Genomic DNA, 21,829 nt, shown 5'->3' with positions numbered 1-21,829 from the left:
GTTGGAGCCTGCTGGGCGGACGAGCTTTGAGGGACAGCTGGTATCTCCATATTTTTCAAACCATCGATTGTGGATATATTTCCATCAACAACGACCGATTTTTCTGTATTTCCAAACGTGTAAAGACCAAGCGGGGATGTGACATCCGAGCCTTTAATCATATTTTGAACGGTTTCTTCATTAAGACCGTATTTTTTAAGCTGATCCTGTTTGAAGACAAGCTGTGCCTCTTCTACCTGCTGGCCTGTCAGCTGGACAGAACCGACGCCTTCCAAGCCTTCGAAGGATGGCAGCATTTCTTCCTCTGCCTTTTTCGTGAGCTCTTGCAATGATTCTTTGTCGCTTGAAGCACTTAGAACAATGACAGGGAATGCGTTCAGACTAAGCCGGGAAACTTCAGGTTCTTCAACTCCATCGGGCAATTCCAATGAACTTAAAGCATCCTCTGCTTCCTGCTTTGCTTCGTCCATATCCTTTTCATACCCGTATTCGATTTGCAGGGATGAGACGTTCTGGAAGGAGGACGAGCTGACTGTGCTGACTCCATTTAAGTTCTGAAGCTTTTTCTCCATCGGCTCAGACAGTTTGTCAGCCACCTGCTGGGGAGTAGCTCCAGGATAAACCGCAGTAACGGTTAAGAGCGGAGTATTAATGTTGGGGATCGTTTCAAGCTTCATATTCAGCCCGGAATACAGGCCTGCTGCGGTTACAATAATGGTAAGCAGCCATACGGCGAATTTATTCTTTAGTGAAAAGCCGATTATTCGATTCATTGCTGTCCTCCTATGTAAATTGACTGGTCGGTCATAACCACCTATAATATAACTGACCGAATAGTCATAGTCAATGGATATGATGTGAACAAATGAACAAACTGCCAGATATACTCCGGGGAGCGACGAGCATGAATGAAAAAGAAATGATCATTATGGATGAAGCCATTAAATTATTTGCAGAAAAGGGATTCCGTGCGGCTTCTATACAAGAAATTGCTACAGCAAGCGGCATTTCGAAAGGTGCTTTTTATCTGCATTTTAAATCAAAGGAAGCCCTGCTGCTTTCTATCCTGCAGCATCATCACCAGCAATTTGAAGAACAGGTGGCGCTGATTGAAAAAAAGGAACTGAATTCAAGGGAGAAGTTTACTGAATGGATGTCGCTTACCTTTGATGAAATCTCCAAACACCGCGAATTTATTATTACCCAGATCAGGGAACAAACTGTTCCGTTTAATAAAGAGATTGAAAACTTTTTCCGCCAGAAGGAGTGGGAAAGCTATCTAATGTTCGAAAAAAATCTGCTCGGAATGTATGGAAAAGAGATCCGGCCGTTTTTGGGAGATTTGATCATCCTTGCAAAAGGAATGGTCCGGTCTTATCTTGAACTGATTATCTTTGACGTGCTGCATTTCGACCGGTCTCAATTAGCTTCCTTCCTGCTTGAGCGGATGGATCACCTTGTGGAAGGCTTTTTCAAAAGCGAGCTCGCTCCCATTGTTTCCGGACAATCCATAAAGGTCATGTGGAAATCCATTCGCACAGCAAAGCTCGGATCTGTTGAATACGTTCTTGAAAAGCTTCAGGAGACAAGAAAATTGGCCAATGATAACGAGGACATCATGGTAACCTTAGATGTACTAGAGGAAGAGCTTCAAAGTGAACAGCTTCGAAAGCCCGTTGTTAAAGGGATGCTAACGAACTTAGAGCAGCAGGAAGCATTTAAAGAATTCGCAGGTACTGTCAGAAAGTACATTCTATAGCAAAAGGAGCCGCAAAAGCCGGCTCCTTTTTTAATCTATTAGTTAAATACCGTTGCCGCCCATTCAGGGTGATCAATGAATGGATTGCGGTTATGCTGATAATCGTTGTAAATGACGTCATTGCGGTGGCGTTCCCAATCACTTACAGGATCCTGCTGATGCCATTGCAGAAGAACGGATTTCTTACCCATATAAGGAGCAGATCCATTGTTCACACTCTCATTCAGCTCAAGATTCGGTTCGCCGCTGTCGCCTTCATAACGGACAGCCATGTAGAAGATCATACGTGCTACATCACCTTTAACTTCGTCGCGAGGCTCCCATGAATCGCTGTCGAAATAGTTTCCAAGTGCTTCTGAGTGCTGGGATCCGCCGTTATCAAAATCCAGGTTTCCTCTTGAGCTATTTACGGAAACATCTGTCGGACGAAGATGATGAATATCTGTTCCCGGTCCCATTGCTGTTCCAAAGTCGCCGTGCGATTTTGCCCATACATGTTCGCGGTTCCAATCGTTTACATTGCCGCCGTTTGTCATTTTGCTCTGTGAACGGCCTGTATATAAAAGAATGACATTATTTGAGTTAAGCGGGTCTTCATCAGTATGGCGCAATGCATCCCATACTGCGTCGTAAGAAAGCTCCGTGTGGTCATCAATAATATTGTGCAAAGCAGATTTTAGTGAAGCTCCTGTTTTACCAATGGCCGGATTGTAGTATGTGCCGTCATAAGGAGACGGAGTCGTTGTTCCGCCGCCGTCAGAGCCGCCGCCATCATCTGGAGGGACGGTCCCGCCTGCTTTTTCCATTTGAACAGGGCTTTTTAATCCTGCATGGGAAAAATAAGCAGATAGGCTGCCTGTTGCTTTTATTGCCTGGCCTTTTAAAGAAGGATTAGACTGAAGGCCGAACGTACTGCGGTAAGAAGTGGAAAGCTGAACATAAATCATATTGGCCGGGTTTGTTTCGCTTGGAGAATCCGCCAATGCCACTGCATAATCATTCGGATAGCTGCTCGTTATAACAGTCGTTGCTGCTGTGGGCTGTCCCACTACATAGCCTTGAACTGTTTTGGAAGAACCATTTTGATTGCTTATTGCCTGTGAAACAGAGAATGGGCTTGCCCAAGTACCGCTTCCAGTGACGGCTTCCGTTTGTGCAGGCGCCAGCATAGAAAGGATGAAAATAAAGACAAAAGATAGCGAGATGAGTGGCTTTACTCTTTTTTTCAAGGTCGTTCCTCCTGAGATTAAGTTCTCCCTGTATCCAATCGCCAAAGTTTTTCTCTTTTTCTAGTATTTTTCATTTCTATTATTTCTTTTTTCTAAATGGAGCCACAAGTTCCAATAGTAGCAATCCACTCAAGGCTAAAGTCCCGGATTTGCAGAGACTGTCGAAGATGATATGAAAATGAGGAAAAGACAGAATTTACATATTTTTCTGAATTAATTATAATGAAGTGGATATAAACACTTGTCTAAAAGGAGGAAATGGATTGGACATAAAAGAAGAGGCTCAAGTACAAGCCGAAAGAAATAAGGGGGCACGCATTGACTATACGGCCATTGCTGAATCACCAGCCTTCCAGAATCTGCTCGCTAAAAAGAAGCATTTTATTTTGCCCTTATCTTTATTTTTCCTCGCATTTTATTTTACCCTGCCTGTTCTCACCGCTTATACAAAAGTACTGAATAACCCTGCGATCGGAGCGATTAGCTGGGCATGGGTATTCGCTTTTGCCCAATTTATTATGACATGGGTTTTATGCTCTCTCTATTCCAAAAAAGCTGCTTCATTCGACGAAATGGTTGAAGAAATACGCGCGGAAGCAAAACAATAGGAGGATTATATGAATCTATTAGCCTTTTCTCTGTTTCTGGCGATTGTTGCCTTAACCCTGATTATTACCTATTCTGCTTCCAAACGGACAAAGACAACGAGTGATTTCTATACAGCCGATGGATCGCTGACAGGCTGGCAAAACGGTCTTGCCATCGCAGGAGATTACATGTCTGCTGCTTCGTTTTTAGGAATCGCCGGAATGGTAGCGCTTTCAGGTTTCGATGGATTTTTCTACAGTATCGGATTCCTGGTCGCTTATCTCGTGGTGCTTTACCTTGTAGCCGAGCCATTAAGAAATCTCGGAAAATACACAATGGCAGACATGATTGCCGCCCGCTTTGATGATAAAAAAGTTAGGGGTGTAGCTGCGCTCAATACGATATCGATTTCTATTTTCTATATGATTGCACAGCTTGTAGGAGCTGGGGCCTTGATTAAACTGCTTTTAGGAATCGACTACATATGGTCTGTATTAATTGTAGGAACCTTAATGACCGTGTATGTTGTGTTCGGAGGAATGACTGCTACGAGCTGGGTGCAGATTGTAAAAGCACTTCTCCTGATGATTGGAACCTTTATTATTTCAGTGATTGTTTTCGCGAAGTTTGACTTTAATATAATGAATATGTTTGAGGAGATGAAATCTGCTACTCCTCTTGGGGAAGCCTTTTTAAACCCTGGAAACAAATTCACAAACCCGCTCGACACCATCTCTCTGAATCTCGCATTGGTACTCGGGACAGCCGGGCTTCCTCATATTTTAATCAGGTTCTTCACAGTAAAGGATGCCATTACTGCGAGAAAATCAGTTGTTTATGCTACGTGGATCATCGGGATCTTTTACGTTATGACCATTTTCCTTGGCTTCGGAGCTGCTGCTTTTGTAGGCTATGACCGGATTGTAGAAGCGAATGCAGCAGGAAATATGGCTGCGCCGCTGCTTGCTCAAGCCCTTGGGGGGGACTTCCTCTTTGCCTTTGTATCCGCCGTAGCGTTTGCCACCATTCTCGCTGTAGTGGCCGGACTGGTTCTCTCAGCTGCATCCGCATTCGCTCACGACTTTTACAGTCATATCCTGCGTAAAGGAAAGGCAACGGAAAAGGAGCAGGTTGTGGCAGCAAGATGGGCATCCATCGGCGTCGCAATTCTATCCATTATCCTTGCGTTATTTGCCCAGAAAATGAATGTGGCGTTTCTTGTAGCCCTCGCCTTTGCTGTCGCAGCAAGCGCGAACCTGCCAGTGATTCTGCTCACGATCTTCTGGAAGAGATTTAATACGGCAGGAGCCATTACCGGGATGCTGACCGGCCTATTAAGCTCTCTCATCCTAGTCGCCATCAGTCCGAATTTATGGTCACCGGAAGCAGGAGCGGCCATTTTTACCGGCACTCCGCTGATCACGCTGACGAATCCGGGAATTATCTCGATCCCTCTAGGGTTCCTTGGCGCTTTCCTGGGGACCGTCATTTCACGCAAAAAAGAATCGGAGCGGAAATTCGATGAAATTGTCGTAAGGGCGAATACCGGGATTAAAGGAGAGTATAACTAAACGCAAGACCCCCCTCAACCAATTTGAGGGGGGTTCTTGAAATTATAGGGCTTGCCTGATTCTAATGGCCTCCTAAATAAGCCATTTTCACCTGCTCGCTCGCATTCAGCTCATCCGGATGACCGGAAATGACGACTTTCCCTGTCTCCAATACATAAGCCATATTAGCAATAGAGAGGGCCATATTGGCGTTTTGCTCGACAAGCAGGATGGTCGTTCCGCTTTTATTAATCTCTTCAATGATTCGGAAAATCGTTTTAACAAGCAATGGCGCGAGACCCATGGAGGGTTCATCAAGAAGAAGGAGTCTAGGGCGGGCCATTAATGCGCGTCCCATAGCAAGCATTTGCTGCTCTCCTCCGGACAGTGTTCCAGCCTGCTGCTTAATCCGTTCCTGAAGACGGGGAAACAGGTCATAGACCATGTCAAAATCGTCTTTAATTCCCTTTTTATCTTTTCTAAGGTAAGCCCCAAGCTCGAGATTTTCTTCAACGGACATGTTGGCAAAGATCCTTCTGCCTTCAGGAACATGGGATATTCCCTGTTTTACGATGGTCTGTGCGGCCTTTCCGTTAATATTCTTTCCTTCAAACTGGACCTCGCCTTTTTTAGCCTTTAAAAGCCCTGAAATGGTTTTTAACAGCGTGCTTTTCCCCGCACCGTTTGCTCCGATCAGTGTCACAATCTCTCCTTGGCGGATTTCAAGCGAAACCTCCTTCAGAGCCTGAATGTGGCCATAATACACGTTGATTCCTTCTACTTTCAGCATTATGAAACCTCCTCGCCCAGATAGGCCTCGATGACTTTAGGATTGTTCCGAACTTCTTCCGGGCTTCCTGATGCAATCATTTGACCGTGATCCAGTACGTAAATACGCTCGCAAACTCCCATCACAAGCGGCATATCATGTTCAATTAATAAAACGGTCAGGTTAAATTCTGTTCGGATAAACCGGATCAGCTCCATCAAATCTCTCGTTTCCTGCGGATTCATTCCGGCAGCCGGCTCATCGAGCAAAAGAAGCTTTGGGCGGGCTGCAAGGGCTCTGGCAATCTCCAGCCTCCGCTGCTGTCCGTATGGGAGGTTTTTAGCCTTCTCATCCCGATACCCGTCCAATTTAAATATTTTCAAGAACTCCAGTGCTTTTTCTTCCATTTCCTTTTCGCCGGTAAAATGGCGCGGCAGCCTGAATATGGATTCAGCAATGGAGTGCTTTGATAAAGAATGATAGGCGACCTTTACGTTATCAATTACAGATAGTTCCCCAAACAGACGGATGTTCTGGAAGGTGCGGCTGATTCCTTTTTTCGTAATTTTATAAGGTGCCAGATTTTTCAGCACCTTTCCCTCTAAAGAAATGCTTCCCTCTGTTGGAACATATACACCTGTAAGCAGGTTGAAAAATGTAGTTTTCCCCGCTCCGTTCGGACCGATTAAGCCAGCCAGTTCTCCTTCGTGAAGCTCCATATTTACTCCTGACACCGCCTTCAGGCCTCCGAATTGGATGCTCACCGAATCTACCTTAAGCAGGGGTGTTGTGTTTTTCATCTGTTTGGCCTCCTTGTGCAGGTTTCTGCTTTTTGAAGAAGGATGTAATTTCCTTTGTCCCCATAACTCCTTGCGGACGGTAGAGCATCATTACAATCAGGACAAGGCTATAAATAATCATCCTTGTTTCCGGATAATCCTGAAGGAAGGTTGATACAATCGTCAGGAGGATTGCGGCAATTACCGCCCCCGACATGCTTCCTAAACCGCCAAGTACAACAAAAATTAAAATATCAAAGGATTTCAGAAATCCGAAGTTTGATGGCTGAATAATGTAGAAATTATGGGCAAACAATCCCCCTGCGATACCTGCGAAAAATGACCCGATGACAAACGCAACGACTTTGTAATAAGTCGTATTGATCCCCATGGCGTCCGCAGCCGTTTCATCTTCCCTGATGGAAATACAGGCTCTTCCGTGAGTAGAATTTGTAAAATTGCGGATCACGATAATCGTCAGCAGGAGGCAGCCGAAAATCCATGGCCATGTTGTCAAATTGGAAACCTGCATTCCGCTTGCTCCGCCTACATAATCCATGTTCAAGAGCATAATTCTCACAATTTCTCCAAACCCGAGTGTCGCGATGGCCAAGTAATCGCCCCTTAGCCTAAGAGTCGGAATCCCGATAATTAAACCGGCAACAGCAGCGGCCAGTCCTCCAGCCAGCAGAGCTAAACCGAATGGCAGCTGCAAATTCATCGAAAAAATTGCGGATGCATAAGCACCAACTGCGAGGAATCCGGCATGGCCAATGGAAAACTGTCCAGTAATCCCGATAATTAAGTGCAGGCTGACTGCAAGAATAATATTGATGGCAATGGTGTAGATGGCATTCACGTAAAACGGATTTAATATTCCCCCGGAAATAAGAATTTGAAAGAGGACAAAACCAGCGAGTGCACTTCCAATAGAAAGCCAAAAACCTAATCTGTTTTTTTGTTTAGCCATGGCTCACCCCTACACTTTCTCTCTCATATTTTTCCCGAACAACCCAGATGGACGGAAAATGAGAATGAGAATGAGAACGATAAATGCTACTCCGTCGCGCCAAAGCGAGAATCCCATAGCGCTTACTAAGGATTCAATGACTCCAAGGACAAGGCCGCCGACCATCGCTCCGGGAATAATGCCGATCCCCCCCAGAACAGCTGCTACGAATGCCTTAAGCCCGGGAATAATCCCCATTAATGGTTCAATTTTTATGTAATACACCCCAAAGATGACACCGGCTGCTCCCGCGAGTGCGGAGCCAATGGCAAATGTGGCGGATATTGTATTATCAACGTTAATCCCCATTAGCTTTGCTGCTTCTGCATCATGGGACACAGCTCGCATCGCTTTGCCGATTTTCGTACGATGCACGATAAATTGAAGCAAAATCATCAAAAGAACGGAAATGCCTAAAATAAACAATGATTGCGAGCTTACGCTTAATCCGAACAGTTCAATCGTTTCCTTAGGCAGGACAGTGCCTGGGTATGCTTCCGGCTGGGCACCGCGGACATAAATCATTCCATATTCAATAAATAACGAAACTCCGATGGCCGTAATCAAGGCAGCAATCCTGGTCGCATTTCGAAGGGGCTTGTACGCAATTCTTTCGATCATCATCCCGAACAAGGCACAAACTGTCATAGCAAGAATAAGAGCCGGGAAAAATGGAAGCTTCAAAACTGTAATGGAATAAAAACCGACAAACGCTCCAACCATGAAAACATCACCATGAGCGAAGTTAATTAATTTTACAATTCCGTAAACCATCGTATAGCCTAACGCGATTAAAGCGTATATACTGCCAAGCGATATGCCGTTGATCAGCTGCTGGATATATTCCATCGCTAACTCTCCTTATCGTGCTTCTTATTTTGTTTGGATAAAAGCGAAAAAAGGAAAGGGGGACAGACCCCCGTTCCATAAAGGAACTCCTTATTCCGGCTCTACGTTTGTTTTAAACTGCTGCTGTCCGTCTTTGTATTCAAGAATAGCAGCCGATTTAACCGGATCATGGTTTTTATCCAGCGTCAGTTTTCCGGAGATAAGCGCCAAATCTTTTGTATCTGCCAGCGCCTTTTGAATCTTCACAGGATCTGCGCTTCCTGCACGCTTAATAGCATCTGCTAAATAGTAAGCCGTATCATATCCCAGGGCTGCGAAAGCATCAGGGGATTTATCTTTGTATTTCGCTTTGAATGCATTGACGAATTTCTGAATTTTTTCATCTGGATCTCCAGCTGAGTAGTGATTTGTGATAAATGTATTGTTCAAAGCATCGCCGCCTGCAATTTCAGCCAGCTTAGGAGAATCCCAGCCGTCTCCGCCCATAAATGGCACATCAATGCCAAGCTCACGGCCCTGCTTAATGATCAGGCCCACTTCCTCGTAATACCCCGGAAGGAAAACAAAGTCGGGTTTAGATGATTTAATTCTTGTAAGAGTAGCGCGGAAATCCGTATCTTTTGCAATATACGCTTCCTCAATCACAATTTTTCCGCCCGCTTTTGTAAAGGACTCTTTAAAAGCAGCAGCCAAACCTTTAGAATAGTCACTGGCAGAATCGATGTATACGGCCGCTGTTTTCGCTTTCAGCTCATCTGCTGCGAAGTTAGCCGCCACCGTCCCCTGGAATGGGTCGATGAAACATGTTCTGAACGCGTATTCATTAACCTTGCCATCTTTATTTGTGATTGCCGGGTTCGTGCCGGTCGGCGTAATAAGAGGAACCTTATTTTTCGCAAGAATCTCTACCTGCGCCAGTGTATTTGTACTTGTAGCAGCTCCTACTACAGCTGCTACCTTATCCTGGCTCACAAGTTTAAGCGCTCCTGAAGTTGCTTCGGCTGCTTCTGATTTATTATCAACTTTAACAAGCTGCAGTTTTTTCCCGTCAATGCCTTCTTTATTGATTTCTTCCAGCGCAAGCTCCAATCCTTCTGAAACAGATTGCCCATAGGAAGCCACCCCGCCTGAAAGCTCAAGATTCGCTCCAATCTTAATCGTATCTTCAGCAGAACCTCCTGTCTGCGCACCGCATCCTGCCGCTATTCCAGTTAATAAGGATAAAGATAGAAAAATTCCAGCAAATTTTTTCTTGTTCATCAGTCATTGCCCCCCGTTTTTACTTGCTTAGAATGGTAGATTCTTTCCCTCTCTGTTAGTATTTCGAATAATTACAATAAAATTAATATTCTGAAAATATTTTACATAATAGATTCTATTCCGTCTAGTAGTATTGGTCGTCTTTCCTCCACTTTATTCCTACAAAATACGACATAATCGATAGGTCTTATTGACCGTTTCGCACGTATTTCCACTGTATTTCTAAGAATATGACCTATTTTACTGGAAAAACATGCTAACAGGAGGCGGTTTTTAGCGCAGAAAAAGGCAAACAGAACGCTAACTTTCATAAGAGATTCATAGAATTACTGTTGAAATCATATAAGTAAGCTCTCTTAGAGAAGCCATCCGTTTAATATGAGTTAATCTAGAAAGCGATGAACTGCCCAAAAGACCTCCTTAAAAGAAATGATTGAAATTGAAACCCCCGGGTAGCTGCGTGTGCATTCCCGGGGGTTATAAGGCACTTTGAACAAGAATGGATGATTGGATTGGAAACCAGCCAACACCAATCCAATCTCAAAAAGAGAAAGGAGCTTGAAAACTGACTCTCCGGACAATCCCTTATTCCTATATCCTTCTTTGAGCCTGAGGGGGCTGTTCGAGCCATCCCCGGTCTATCATCAGCTTTGCTCCCTCTTCCACAAACAGCAGAATATCTTTCATGAGAAGCATATAATGCATACTGACGTCTCTTCTCATTGAAGCTGAGAGAGACCTTCCCAAAAGCCATATTGCAGTTGAGGTAGAGGTGGTAATCATAAACATGTTAAGTTTGTCAGAAAACGGATTGACCGTTGTATCCGTCACCTCTAATGAAACAGGCAGCGTTCCTAAATGGCCTTCTTTTTTGAGCAAATCATTAAAGGTATCGATTTGTTTTTGGGCAAGCTTCCGCCCTTTTACAAAAAACTCCTTCACATCGTGATCCTTGCACGTTTGAATGAGGCCGATCAAATGAATCATTCCAATGTAATTCCGCTCAATAATGAAAAATGCCTCACCTAATTCAAAAGCGTTTAAAGGCCGTTCCTTCAGCCAACCGTTCATAAACGAATTTTTTTGAACTAACTCAGCCCGTTCAGGATACGGAATTTTGGGAGGCCGGTCATAAATTCCTTTTGAGAGCATCAAGTCTACCGCTTTCCTGTAAATCTTTGTGGCAGCTTCTTTTGTTTGTTCAAAGAAATCAAGCAAATCCTTCCGGGCCACTGTAATAAATGAATACGCATACCCCATCATTCCAAGCTGGCTGACACGGTATACATAGCTGAGGGCATATAGATCCGTAAACAGAGGAGGTGCCTGTTCATCCAGATCTCCCTCACCAAAACCAAATGGAATGGGAAAATTCTCTTCTTTGAACGTTTTTTTCAATTGATTGATTGAGGAAACTGACAAATCATAAGCTTCCTGCACGATTGGTTTTATCTGTTCATCCTCCATGTAAATGAGGAAATGCTTGAGAAAACAGGAGGAGGCAGTCTCCTGCATATAGGCTGTCCACAGAGCAGAAATTTCCGGAGTGGTTAAATTGATATTATGCTGGACCAAACGAATGTACCTCCACCCATTTTTTTCTTACTATGTGCAAAAGGTCCTTTTTTATTCATTAGACAAAGTGTTTGTTCTGGATATCATTTTCATCATTGTTTAGAATTTCACTTATAAACGAAGGAGGAATGAGAGTTGAAGATAACCGTATTTGGAGCAGGCGGAGGAACCGGAAAAGAATTTGTGCGGCAGGCGGCAGAACAGGGACATGAAATTAAAGCATTAGTCAGAACTCCTTCCAAATTTCCCTTTCAGCAAACACCGAATGTAACGATGATTGTTGGAGATGCATTGCAGTTTTCCGCTGTTATGGAAGCCGTTAGCGGCAGTGATGCGGTTGTATCCTGTCTTGGTGCGGATGGCTTGGGGAAAACCACTGTACTTTCAGAAATGACCGGTCATATTATCAGGGCAATGCAACAGAATGGAGTAAAACGCCTGGGGTACGTGGCATCGGCTGGAATACATCGGGAAATTCCCGGTTTAAGAGGGAAAATGGCTGCCATGGTTCTTCGAAATGTTCTGAACGATCACCTTAGAGCTGCTGAGCTCATGAAAGAGTCGGATCTAGAATGGACGATAGCCCGTCCGATGCGATTGATGGACGAACCGCTTACCGGAACCTACCGGACATCTATGGACAGCGTGCCGAAAGACGGCCAAAAAATCAGCCGGGCGGATGTCGCTCATTTCATCCTCTCCTCAATTGATAATGGTACCCACATTCGGGAATCAGCAGGGCTCGCATATTAAAACGGGAATGTTTCACATGGAACAAAAAAAAGAAGCGTCTTATCGAACGCTTCTTCTTCGTTTATTCATCATTTTCTTTACAATCGGGTAGATAATGGGGGCCCATTTCATTACTCGTCTAATTAGTTTACCCATGTGGATCCCTCCTCATTTATCTATACCATTCCCAACTGCCCTTCTCTATAAACTTATGTGTAAATTTCATTATTTGCAAAGCCCTACTTTTTAATAATCGGCACCCATACCTCTGACCTGTAGTCAGCGGCAAAGGGATTTCCATCCTTAGGGTAAACTTCCATTTCAGGGGCCGCTGCATGCTCGTATCCAGTGGAGGGGAACCATTCCGTGTAAATTCTCGACCAAACCTCCTGAATCGCCCCCGGCATCGGTCCGATCGATTCAAACACTGCCCATGTGAGAGAAGGAATCGTACGGACCTCTAGATCCTCTGCTTCAGCATGCGACGGATTCTCCGCTCCAATCATGTATCTCATTTCTTCTTTTTCCTGGTCAAAATCCATGCAAATACCGAGAAAGCCCATAGGCCCGGTTAAAGGAGCCAGTCTCTCACTCAGCCCGTTGATTTGATTGGATTCTTCCCAAAACTGGCTGATAGCCCCATGCTGCTCTCCATTTACCATTGATGCCTTGATTGATTTTCCAACCACTTTAAAGCTTTCCTTGTCTACAATATGATAATTCATTTCTTTTTCTCCCTTCAGCTGAATTTGAAACGAAAGCCGGGGATAGGCTTTAAGGATGCGGCCGGTCTGTCTAGCTTCAGTGGGACTCATTCCATGTGCTTTCCGGAACGCTTTTGAGAACGATTCTGGCGTTTCGTAGCCATATTTCAAGGCAATATTTATGACCTTCGCTTGAGAATGGGTAAGCTCCTGTGCAGCCAAAGTCAATCTTCGCTTTCTTACGTATTCACCCGGGGTAACCCCTGTGACCATTTGAAACATCCGGTGAAAATGAAATTTGGACATGCAGGCAGCCGCCGCTGCTTCTTCCATACTGATAACGGAATCCAATCTCTTTTCCAGATAATCGATACTGTCGTTCATTCGGCTCAATGCTTCCATCCCCGTACCTCCTTCTCTCTATTGACTTTATCAGCCGGGAATTGTTCCTGCCTGTCATTTCTTGCTCTTAAGTAACCGGTTCAGATTCTTATACATTCGTTCTTTAAGAAAGAGACCCTTCTGAAATGAATAAGGACAAACGCAAAAAAGACCAGCCTTTTGCTGATCTATTTTTCTGCAGATAATATTTTTGATAATGGCTTAAACCCTTCATCCTCCAGGCGCAAGTCATTTATGCTTCTCTTCATATGCTGATCAATCAGAATGTGAAGGTCTTCTGCATTCTTTTCTTCCATAGCCTGGACCATTTTTTCATGTTCGGCAGCCCGCGCATTGTGTTCCGTCTCAACCTGATAAAACACATCAAGTAAAAATAAGTACACGTTGTTTTGATTCAACAGCTGTTCCATGTAGCGTATAAGAAACTTATTTCCGCTTTTTCTTGCCAAATACAAATGAAACTCTTTGTTCAAATGAACATATCCGTTCAAATCCTTGCTTTTATAGGTCTCCTGCTCTCTTTCAAGCAGATTTTTCAATTTTTCAATATCGGCAGCTTCCAGTTTGTCGAGTCCATACTTCACAGCCATATGCTCAAATTCTCTTCTCATATCAAAAAAAGACAGAATCTCATCTTTAGATGGATGGACAACATAGGATCCTTTATTGGGGATGATTTCGATTAACCCTTCTGCCTCCAGCTTTTGGAATGCCTGTCTGATTGGCGTTCTGCTTACTTTCAAAGTTTCCGAAATTGTCTGTTCCACAAGCTGGGTTCCGGGGGCAATTTTTCTGGCCAATAGCGCTTCTTTGAGATTGCTGTACACCCGCTGCTCTGTTGTTTGTTTTTCTTTCAAATCCCTCACCCTTCAGCCTTTATTACCGCACATAGAATAATTTTCCTTCTTTCATCATAAACGAAAAACCGATGGGGCAAAAGAGGTCCTGGCATATTAAGCAAACGATTTGAAATTCCGGCCCATGATTTCATTCATGTTGTGGATGGTCACGAAAGCATCCTCATCAACTGATTGAATATACACTTTCAAACGATGGAACTCTCTTCTGGCCAGAATCGTCGTGATGACTTCCTTTTCATCGTTTGAGAAAGCCCCTTTTGCTGTATGCACAGTCGCTCCTTTGTTCAGGTTCAGGAGAATAAACTGCTTAATTTTTTCACTTTCCGCACTGATAATCACCACTTCTTTATTTTCGTTCATCATCTGCATGGCATAGTCGATTAAAAAGCCTTTTATTAAAAGGCCCAGCAAGGCATACATCCCGGTTTGAATGCCAAAAACGGCCGCAGATGAGGCAACAATCGAAATATCTGCAAGCAGAACGGCCCTGCCCATCTCCATATGAGTAAATTTATTAATGATCCTGGCAACAATGTCTGTTCCCCCGGTGGATGCGTTTTGGCTGAAAACAAGAGCGCTTCCGAATGAACCGATAATCATGCCTATAATCAGCTCGATCAAAGCATCATCGCTCATCGGCTTGTCCATCGGGAAAAATATACTGAAACCCCAAACGAGCAGGCTCAGGGTAATACTTGAATAAAGGGATACGGCTCCGAATGCAGACCCAATAATGAGAAATCCGATCACAAACAGAATGCCATCCAGCATCAGCATTATTTGGCCTACAGGAAGCGGCAGGAAGTGCTGAATGACAATCGATAAACCGCCTGTCCCTCCAGCAGCAATATTATTGGCAGACAAAAAGAAATGAATATTAATGGCTACAAAGATCAATCCGATATTTATTTTCAAAAATGATAAGATTTTTGGACTCATTCGGAGACCTCCTTTTCAGGATTATTGTCGTTCAAAATTGTTCAACAATCCAGATTATATCGGCCTGAAACCAGGATGTAAATGATAATTTCCCGGTTAAGCCCTTACATTGGGAAATTTATTTTTTGAAAAAGAAAAAAGGAATCGTTAACCCCCTGACGAATGGTATTAGTAGAAAATGGAAGCTATGTTCTGTTGAAAATAAATGCAGCATGCAATGCAATGAGTATATGTAGCCATAATCAAAGTTCAGGTTGATTTATCCCAGAATTCCAGCTGGTATTTAAATCAGCGCAGAACAGACCTTATGGATTGCCGGCTGCGCTAACATAACAGGCCAATATGGGGGGATTAATTTGCCGGATGACATCAATCAAGAAGTTTTAAGGGGATTAAAGAGTATGAATGAGAGGATTGAAAAGCTGGAAAGAGAAAAAGGATTATCCGCTCCTATGAAAATACTCGCTCTCATTCTCGGTTTTATGATCATTGGCCCGCTGGCTGTATCTTTTATTGGACTTTTATTTAATTAAAAAAGCCGCCCATCACATAACGGGTTCTGTTTTGAAGTACAAACTTCTAATAAACAAACAAAATAGTAGAGGTATTTGTAGCAGAAAAACAATTATATTTGCATTAAAAATGGTCAGTGGCTGATATGCCTCTGACCATTTATTATAGCGATTCTTCAATTAAAGCCCCCAATAATTGAATAAAGCAGTTAATAATCGGTTTCCCAAAATTTATCCTTTTTTATATCTCCAACTACCTTTTCAAACACATTCTCAAAACAAAAAATCATTCGAACAGGTGATTCAGTTCGACTTCCACCAAATTTAGAACAAGGAAAAACTCGCACTTGAAAAACGTTATCATTTTTCCAATAATACACATCTAAAAACCAATGTGAAGCATTTGGATAGTTAAGAGTTATTTCATCGTTTGACAAAGCAATTTTATCACCTTTTCCCATTGGTAAAAGGTTATACTCTAGGCACCTTATTCCCTTTCGTTTATGATGCTGACGTTTTGCCTCTTTTAAAATATTATATTTATTTTCTAATTTCTTTTTTAATCTTCTTTTCAGTTTTAATCACACCTAAGAGTCATTTTTCAATTTATAAGTTCTTCCACTAACCTGCCCATTAATGGAATAACAGATATTTCTATTTTATCATTCATACTGCCCTCAGTTCTTTTTTGTGTGCCTTAAAGTGTATAAGAAATCGCATCACATAATTTGAGAAACAGAAAGTTCTGTCATCTACATTTTAGGGTGCATTTTGTATTACAAATTATGAAGATTTATCGGCAAAAACGCCGGTAAATCAAGAAAGAAGGAGTTACAAAATCAATACGATTTGGCACTCCTTTTGATGTGTAATTTTTAGTTTTTATTCGAAAACCGAACCCGTTACCCATCACAGGCAGCTTCTTACGCTTGCATCTTTTTCAAAATGTACCCAATCAATTCCTCCATCGGTCCATCATCCATTGTCTGAATGATTTCCGGCTTAATTAGCTGGATTTTTTTCATTTCGTAATAATCATACAAGGCTTTCTTGACGGATAATCCTTCTTCCATTAGAAAAACTGGATTGAGCAGGCGTTTAAAGGCTGTTTCATCCTGCATAATGAGAAGCGCAGGATTGATGGAATGGAAAACACCTTCCTTAATTCCATCCTCGTAAAATTCCTTTATGTGCTCCTGTCTCTGTTTTCTTCCCGCTATAATCTCCTGATAAATATCCGGACAGCTTTGTCTTAAATCCCTCATGAAGATTCCGGAAGTATAAATAGCAGAAAGTGCTCCCTGCTGAAATACTTTCTGAAACCGGTATGTGTAGCTGAACTCTATATTTAGAAGGGTTTCATCCACCTCTTGCATATAATCGGTGAACACTTCCCCTACCTTTTGAATAATTTCTTCCTTTGATGAGAAATAATTGTACAAAGTGGCTTTGCTGACATTCATGAGCTGAGCCATATCCTGGATGGTCATCTTGCTGAAGCCTTGTGTCCGCATCACGTTCATCAGCTTCTTTGCATAAGACGTTCTCATTACATCGCGCTGTTCGTCATCTATTTTTCGCATTCTTCCTCACGCCTTTCTGTAAAAGTGAGCTGTTCCTATTACAACATTTTAGACCATATAAGTCTAGTTAGTTTACAATGTTTCCTCATCAATGGTAGAGTGAGGGCATCAACATTTTAGACTAGTTTCAAAAAAATAGTACAAAATAAAGGAGCGGTTTTAGATGAATACAGATTTCAGCAAAATTTATATCAATGGAGCATGGAAATCAGGTTCCGGCGACCGGTCGATTAAAAATATAAATCCTTTCAATCAAGAGGACATACTAGAGATTAAGCCAGCTTTAAAACAGGATTTGGACGATGCGTATAAAGCGGCAGAGCTGGCTCAAGTAAAATGGGCTAAAGAATTGCCGCAAGTGAAACGGGCTTTGCTTGAAAAGGCTGTCCAAATTATGGATGAACAAAAGGAGATCTTCACAGATTGGCTTGTTAAAGAATCCGGCAGCACTGTTTTTAAAGCAGAAGCAGAATACCGTGCAGCCATGAACGTACTGAAGGAAGCCGCGACCTTCCCTTACAGAATGGAAGGCAAAATTCTCCCTTCACAAACGCCTGGCAAGGAGAACCGGGTGTACCGCGAACCGCTTGGTGTAGTCGGAGTGATCAGCCCTTGGAATTTCCCGCTTCACTTAGCGATGAGATCCATCGCTTCTGCCATTGCTACTGGCAATAGTGTAGTCATTAAACCGGCTACTGAAACTCCCGTTACAGGAGGGCTTATATTCGCAAGTCTCTTTGAAGCGGCTGGTGCGCCTAAAGGATTGGTTAACACGGTTGTTGGACGCGGTTCAGAAATCGGGGATGATATGGTGACACATAAAACACCCCGCCTCATTTCATTTACCGGTTCCACAGAAGTAGGGCGCCGGATCGGCAAGCTTGCTGGCGGAGAATTGAAAAAAACCGCTCTTGAGCTTGGCGGAAACAACGTATTTATCGTGCTTGAAGATGCGGACATTGAACAGGCAGCAGAGTCGGCTGTCTTCGGAAAATTTTATCACCAAGGCCAGATTTGCATGGCCATCAACCGCATTTTTGTTCACAGCAGCATTTATGATCAATTTGCTGAGCGATTCATTGAAAAAGCAAAAGAGCTGAAATATGGAAACCCTGCTGAAGCCGATACAAAAGTAGGTCCGCTGATTAACCGCGGCCAGGTTGACCGCATTTTAAAGGATGTAAACGAGAGCGTGAAACAGGGGGCAGAATTGCGTCTTGGCGGTAAAGCGGAAGGAAATGTTCTTGAGCCTACCGTTTTGACCGGCGTTACAAATGATATGCCGATTGCCGTGAATGAAATTTTTGGACCGGCAGCCGCTTTAATTTCCTTTGATTCAGAAGAGGAAGTAATCGAAATGGCAAATGCAATGCCATATGGATTAAGCGGTGCTGTGCACTCTTCTTCCATCGAGCATGCAACACTTGTTGCCCATGAAATTCACACTGGCATGATTCACGTCAATGACCAGCCTGTTAATGAAGAACCGCACATGCCGTTCGGAGGAGAGAAGGATTCCGGTATTGGCCGATTCAATGGCGAATGGGCTTTGGAAGAATTCACAACGGTTAAATGGGTATCCGTGCAGCATAACCGCAGAAACTATGGTCCATTCTTTAAATCCTAATAGAAATGAACCGGATACCGGCTCCTTAGTGGAGCCGGTATTTTCTATAAGTCTAATAATTGACAATTTTCCAAATACATGTTTCTCTAAAGTTAGATTGTAAGCGATTACAGTCTATTGAACTACATACACGGGAGGAGAAATGAAGCATGTACAAATTTCCAAATTCGGAAGGCTCCATTATTCAGTTCAAAGACCGTTATGACAACTTTATCGGAGGAAAATGGACACCTCCTGTAAAGGGAGAGTACTTTGAAAATATCACGCCTGTAACCGGCAAGGTTTTTTGCCAGGTGGCCCGTTCGACTGAAGAGGATATTGAGCTTGCTCTCGATGCTGCGCACAAAGCCAAGGATTCATGGGGCAGAACGTCCGTAACGGAGCGCTCTCTCATTCTTAACCGGATCGCAGACCGAATGGAAGAAAATCTTGAAAAGCTTGCCCTTGCCGAAACGTGGGAAAACGGGAAAGCGGTTAGAGAAACACTGAACGCAGACATTCCGTTAGCCGTTGATCACTTCCGTTATTTCGCTTCCGTCATCCGCGCCCAGGAAGGCAGCATCGGCCAGATCGATCAGGATACGGTTGCCTATCATTTTTACGAGCCGCTCGGCGTGGTCGGACAAATTATCCCCTGGAACTTCCCTATTCTGATGGCCACTTGGAAAATCGCTCCTGCACTTGCTGCCGGAAACACCATTGTCTTAAAACCTGCAGAACAAACTCCTGCCTCCCTTATGTTTATGCTGGACCTGATCGGCGATCTTCTGCCTGATGGAGTATTGAACGTTGTGAATGGCTATGGACTGGAAGCCGGAAAACCGCTTGCGTCTAACCCGAGAATCAGCAAAATTGCCTTTACCGGCGAAACTACTACAGGCCGCTTAATCATGCAGTACGCATCCCAAAATATTATACCTGTTACACTCGAACTTGGAGGAAAGTCTCCAAACATCTTCTTTGAAGACGTCATGAGGGAAGATGATGCTTTTCTCGATAAAGCCGTAGAGGGCTTCGTCATGTTTGCCCTGAATCAGGGCGAAGTGTGTACTTGCCCTTCCCGTGCTCTCGTACAGGAGTCCATCTATGACCAATTCATTGAACGCGCTATTGAGCGGGTAAAAGCGATTAAAACGGGCAACCCTCTCGATCCAAGCGTTATGATGGGAGCCCAGGCCTCCTCAGAGCAAATGGAAAAAATCCTTTCTTATTTGGAAATCGGGAAGTCGGAGGGAGCCAAGTGCCTGGTCGGGGGCGAACGGAATCAGCTGGATGGCGACCTTTCTGAGGGGTACTATATTCAGCCGACAATTTTTGAAGGAAATAATAAAATGAGAATTTTTCAGGAAGAGATCTTCGGACCGGTCCTATCCGTCACTACGTTTAAGGACGCAGATGATGCCCTGTCCATGGCGAATGACACATTATATGGCCTTGGGGCTGGTGTCTGGACCCGCGATATGAACACTGCCTTCCATTTTGGCCGTTCCATTGAAGCCGGCCGCGTTTGGACAAACTGCTACCATCAGTATCCGGCACATGCTGCCTTCGGAGGGTACAAGATGTCCGGAATCGGACGGGAAAATCACAAAATGATGCTCAGCCACTACCAGCAGGTTAAAAATCTGCTCGTCAGCTACAGCACAAACAAACTTGGTTTCTTTTAAAAACGGAGGTGTATAACAAAATGGCCGACCGCGTTACTGCGACTGAAACGGCGATCACATTAATCGAAAAGCTGAAAGAGAAGCACGGTCCCATCATGTTTCACCAATCAGGTGGCTGCTGTGACGGCAGTTCGCCGATGTGCTACCCCGAGGGGGATCTTCTCATCGGAAGCCAGGACATTCTGCTTGGAGAAATTGGCGGCAGCCCCTTCTATATTCATAAAAAACAATACGACTACTGGAAGCATACTCAGGTCATCATTGACGTGGTCGATGGCAGAGGCGGCATGTTCTCGCTTGAAGGGGTGGAAGGAGTTCGATTCCTGAGCCGATCCCGCCCGTTTACAGCGGAGGAGATTCGGGAGCTGAATGCGGAAGAGGAAGCTGGGCGGCGGTAAGTGCATATGCAGTACGCTCGTTCGCTTCGGGTGGGGGTCGAATTCAGTCGAAAAATCGATATATTGTTATTTTCGCCGATATATTCGTATTTTCGTCGATATAATTCTATTTTCGTCGATATATTCGGTTTTTCGTCGATATATCCAATCAATAGCCGATATATCTTATTTCGGTCGATATACTCAATTAATAGCCGATAAATCCTTATTTTGGTCGATATCTCAATTAATAGCCGATATATTGTTATTTCGGTCGATATATCCAATCAATAGCCGATAAATCCTTATTTCGGTCGATATATCCCAATTAGCCGGCGATTTAATCTCTGTGCCAGCAGAACCAACCTGATGTCTGCCACACAAAACCGCTAAACCGCCAAAAAACCCAGCTCCTCACCACCAGGAGCTGGGTTTTTCATCAATTATTAATGTATTTCTCAAATACGTAGCCAAAATCTCTGATGCTGTATTGCTTTTTCGTATCCATGAGCCAGTTGAAGGCGGTTTGGTTTACTTTTTTGAACTCTTCGGACAGGCTTCCTTCTGTGCTTCTCATATTGCCGAGCGTAGAGGATGCCATTTGAAGGCTTTGCTTTGCATACTCCAGCGCCTGGTGGCTTTCGCGGTTGATTTCAGCAATCTTAATGAGAGCTTTGTAGAGATCCTTCAGCTCTTCCAGATGCTTTTTATGTACATCGATTGAGAACGCGGTATTTCCTAGCTTAAATTTAATCTCTACATCCAAATCTACCGTTCCTGCCGTTTCGAGAAAGACCTCTGAGATTTTATTTGCGCGGTATTCATATCTCTTCAGTGTACGTTTTTTGCTTGCAGCACTTGCTCCGTCCAAATGAACAAGGGCGCGGTTTGTGAAGCAATACTCATCAGCTTTTGATTTGATCAGGAAAAAGATCCGTTCGTTCTCTTCATGCAGGATGTAATCATCTGCGTCCACCTTGTCATAATCGGCAGGCTTGATGACGCTCCCAATATCACTAAGTCCCAGCATATCTGATGCTACTTTTCCAAACATATCCA

21 protein-coding genes and 1 pseudogene are annotated in these 21,829 nt (G+C 43.7%); 8 read left to right on the top strand and 14 right to left on the bottom strand.

All coding sequences use genetic code 11. The features are described 5' to 3' along the window. Window positions 1-20: 20 nt before the first annotated feature. Window positions 21-773, bottom strand: a pseudogene (locus AS29_RS22025) (efflux RND transporter permease subunit); the annotation flags it as partial. 131 nt (window positions 774-904) lie between these two features. Between AS29_RS22025 and AS29_RS06440 the strand changes: the two are divergent. Next, window positions 905-1,759 (top strand): TetR/AcrR family transcriptional regulator, encoded by an 855-nt coding sequence (locus tag AS29_RS06440; RefSeq protein ID WP_035410301.1) that lies wholly within the window; start codon window positions 905-907, stop codon window positions 1,757-1,759. A gap of 38 nt (window positions 1,760-1,797) precedes the next feature. On the opposite strand, the gene AS29_RS06435 is transcribed toward AS29_RS06440, so the two are convergent. Further along, a complete protein-coding gene (locus AS29_RS06435) occupies window positions 1,798-2,928 on the bottom strand; it encodes an endonuclease (protein ID WP_082883760.1) in 1,131 nt (376 codons plus the stop codon). Window positions 2,929-3,251: 323 nt separating this feature from the next. Between AS29_RS06435 and AS29_RS06430 the strand changes: the two genes are divergently transcribed. Both AS29_RS06430 and AS29_RS06425 read left to right on the top strand, forming a co-directional pair. Beyond that, window positions 3,252-3,596: a DUF485 domain-containing protein gene (locus tag AS29_RS06430; RefSeq protein ID WP_082883757.1), complete on the top strand. Its 345-nt coding sequence runs from the start codon at window positions 3,252-3,254 to the stop codon at window positions 3,594-3,596. A gap of 9 nt (window positions 3,597-3,605) precedes the next feature. After that, on the top strand, window positions 3,606-5,147 hold the full coding sequence (locus AS29_RS06425; RefSeq protein ID WP_035410307.1) for a solute symporter family protein: 1,542 nt from the start codon (window positions 3,606-3,608) through the stop codon (window positions 5,145-5,147). A 61-nt stretch (window positions 5,148-5,208) separates the two neighbouring features. On the opposite strand, the gene AS29_RS06420 is transcribed toward AS29_RS06425, so the two are convergent. From AS29_RS06420 to AS29_RS06395, 6 genes are all read right to left on the bottom strand, one after another. Beyond that, a complete protein-coding gene (locus AS29_RS06420) occupies window positions 5,209-5,916 on the bottom strand; it encodes an ABC transporter ATP-binding protein (protein ID WP_035410310.1) in 708 nt (235 codons plus the stop codon). Next, window positions 5,916-6,695: an ABC transporter ATP-binding protein gene (locus tag AS29_RS06415; RefSeq protein ID WP_035410313.1), complete on the bottom strand. Its 780-nt coding sequence runs from the start codon at window positions 6,693-6,695 to the stop codon at window positions 5,916-5,918. Before AS29_RS06415 ends, AS29_RS06420 begins: the two co-directional genes overlap by 1 nt. Beyond that, window positions 6,670-7,644, bottom strand: a complete 975-nt coding sequence (locus AS29_RS06410; RefSeq protein WP_035410317.1) for a branched-chain amino acid ABC transporter permease — start codon at window positions 7,642-7,644, stop codon at window positions 6,670-6,672. The genes AS29_RS06415 and AS29_RS06410 overlap by 26 nt, the downstream gene beginning before the upstream one ends. Before the next feature lie 9 nt (window positions 7,645-7,653). Next, window positions 7,654-8,532, bottom strand: a complete 879-nt coding sequence (locus AS29_RS06405; protein WP_035410320.1) for a branched-chain amino acid ABC transporter permease — start codon at window positions 8,530-8,532, stop codon at window positions 7,654-7,656. Between the two features lie 90 nt (window positions 8,533-8,622). Next, entirely contained in the window at window positions 8,623-9,792 is a 1,170-nt protein-coding gene (locus tag AS29_RS06400) for an ABC transporter substrate-binding protein (protein WP_035410323.1), read from the bottom strand. Window positions 9,793-10,383: 591 nt separating this feature from the next. Then, complete coding sequence (locus tag AS29_RS06395) at window positions 10,384-11,367, bottom strand: DUF3231 family protein (protein ID WP_035410326.1); 984 nt, start codon at window positions 11,365-11,367, stop codon at window positions 10,384-10,386. 135 nt (window positions 11,368-11,502) lie between these two features. Between AS29_RS06395 and AS29_RS06390 the strand changes: the two genes are divergently transcribed. Next, on the top strand, window positions 11,503-12,120 hold the full coding sequence (locus tag AS29_RS06390; protein WP_035410329.1) for an NAD(P)-dependent oxidoreductase: 618 nt from the start codon (window positions 11,503-11,505) through the stop codon (window positions 12,118-12,120). Window positions 12,121-12,338: 218 nt separating this feature from the next. On the opposite strand, the gene AS29_RS06385 is transcribed toward AS29_RS06390, so the two are convergent. The 3 genes from AS29_RS06385 to AS29_RS06375 form a co-directional block, all read right to left on the bottom strand. Further along, window positions 12,339-13,205 (bottom strand): AraC family transcriptional regulator, encoded by an 867-nt coding sequence (locus tag AS29_RS06385; RefSeq protein ID WP_035410332.1) that lies wholly within the window; start codon window positions 13,203-13,205, stop codon window positions 12,339-12,341. 167 nt (window positions 13,206-13,372) lie between these two features. Beyond that, complete coding sequence (locus tag AS29_RS06380) at window positions 13,373-14,062, bottom strand: GntR family transcriptional regulator (protein ID WP_035410334.1); 690 nt, start codon at window positions 14,060-14,062, stop codon at window positions 13,373-13,375. 96 nt (window positions 14,063-14,158) lie between these two features. Continuing rightward, window positions 14,159-15,004 carry a YitT family protein gene (locus AS29_RS06375; protein WP_035410337.1) on the bottom strand — a complete coding sequence of 282 codons (846 nt, stop codon included), beginning with the start codon at window positions 15,002-15,004 and terminating at the stop codon, window positions 14,159-14,161. A 356-nt stretch (window positions 15,005-15,360) separates the two neighbouring features. Here AS29_RS06375 and AS29_RS21560 point away from each other — a divergent pair, with 356 nt between their 5' ends. Next, complete coding sequence (locus AS29_RS21560; protein WP_197491583.1) at window positions 15,361-15,537, top strand: hypothetical protein; 177 nt, start codon at window positions 15,361-15,363, stop codon at window positions 15,535-15,537. A gap of 188 nt (window positions 15,538-15,725) precedes the next feature. Here AS29_RS21560 and AS29_RS06370 read toward each other — a convergent pair whose 3' ends face one another. Further along, a complete protein-coding gene (locus AS29_RS06370) occupies window positions 15,726-15,977 on the bottom strand; it encodes a hypothetical protein (RefSeq protein WP_035410340.1) in 252 nt (83 codons plus the stop codon). Between the two features lie 462 nt (window positions 15,978-16,439). Next, complete coding sequence (locus AS29_RS06365) at window positions 16,440-17,099, bottom strand: TetR/AcrR family transcriptional regulator (RefSeq protein WP_035410342.1); 660 nt, start codon at window positions 17,097-17,099, stop codon at window positions 16,440-16,442. Window positions 17,100-17,262: 163 nt separating this feature from the next. Here AS29_RS06365 and AS29_RS06360 point away from each other — a divergent pair, with 163 nt between their 5' ends. From AS29_RS06360 to AS29_RS06350, 3 genes are all read left to right on the top strand, one after another. After that, window positions 17,263-18,726, top strand: a complete 1,464-nt coding sequence (locus AS29_RS06360) for an aldehyde dehydrogenase family protein (protein ID WP_035410344.1) — start codon at window positions 17,263-17,265, stop codon at window positions 18,724-18,726. A gap of 149 nt (window positions 18,727-18,875) precedes the next feature. Beyond that, complete coding sequence (gene exaC / locus AS29_RS06355; RefSeq protein ID WP_035410347.1) at window positions 18,876-20,393, top strand: acetaldehyde dehydrogenase ExaC; 1,518 nt, start codon at window positions 18,876-18,878, stop codon at window positions 20,391-20,393. 20 nt (window positions 20,394-20,413) lie between these two features. Then, window positions 20,414-20,791 (top strand): DUF779 domain-containing protein, encoded by a 378-nt coding sequence (locus tag AS29_RS06350; protein ID WP_035410352.1) that lies wholly within the window; start codon window positions 20,414-20,416, stop codon window positions 20,789-20,791. Between the two features lie 418 nt (window positions 20,792-21,209). On the opposite strand, the gene AS29_RS06345 is transcribed toward AS29_RS06350, so the two are convergent. After that, window positions 21,210-21,824, bottom strand: coding sequence for a PH domain-containing protein (locus tag AS29_RS06345; RefSeq protein WP_035410355.1), 615 nt, complete (start codon window positions 21,822-21,824; stop codon window positions 21,210-21,212). Window positions 21,825-21,829: the final 5 nt, after the last annotated feature.

It is taken from the genome of Bacillus sp. SJS (assembly GCF_000732485.2).
In the GTDB taxonomy this organism is placed as follows: Bacteria; Bacillota; Bacilli; order Bacillales; family Bacillaceae; genus Metabacillus_B; species Metabacillus_B sediminis.
This window is presented reverse-complemented; position numbering and strand designations above follow the sequence as displayed.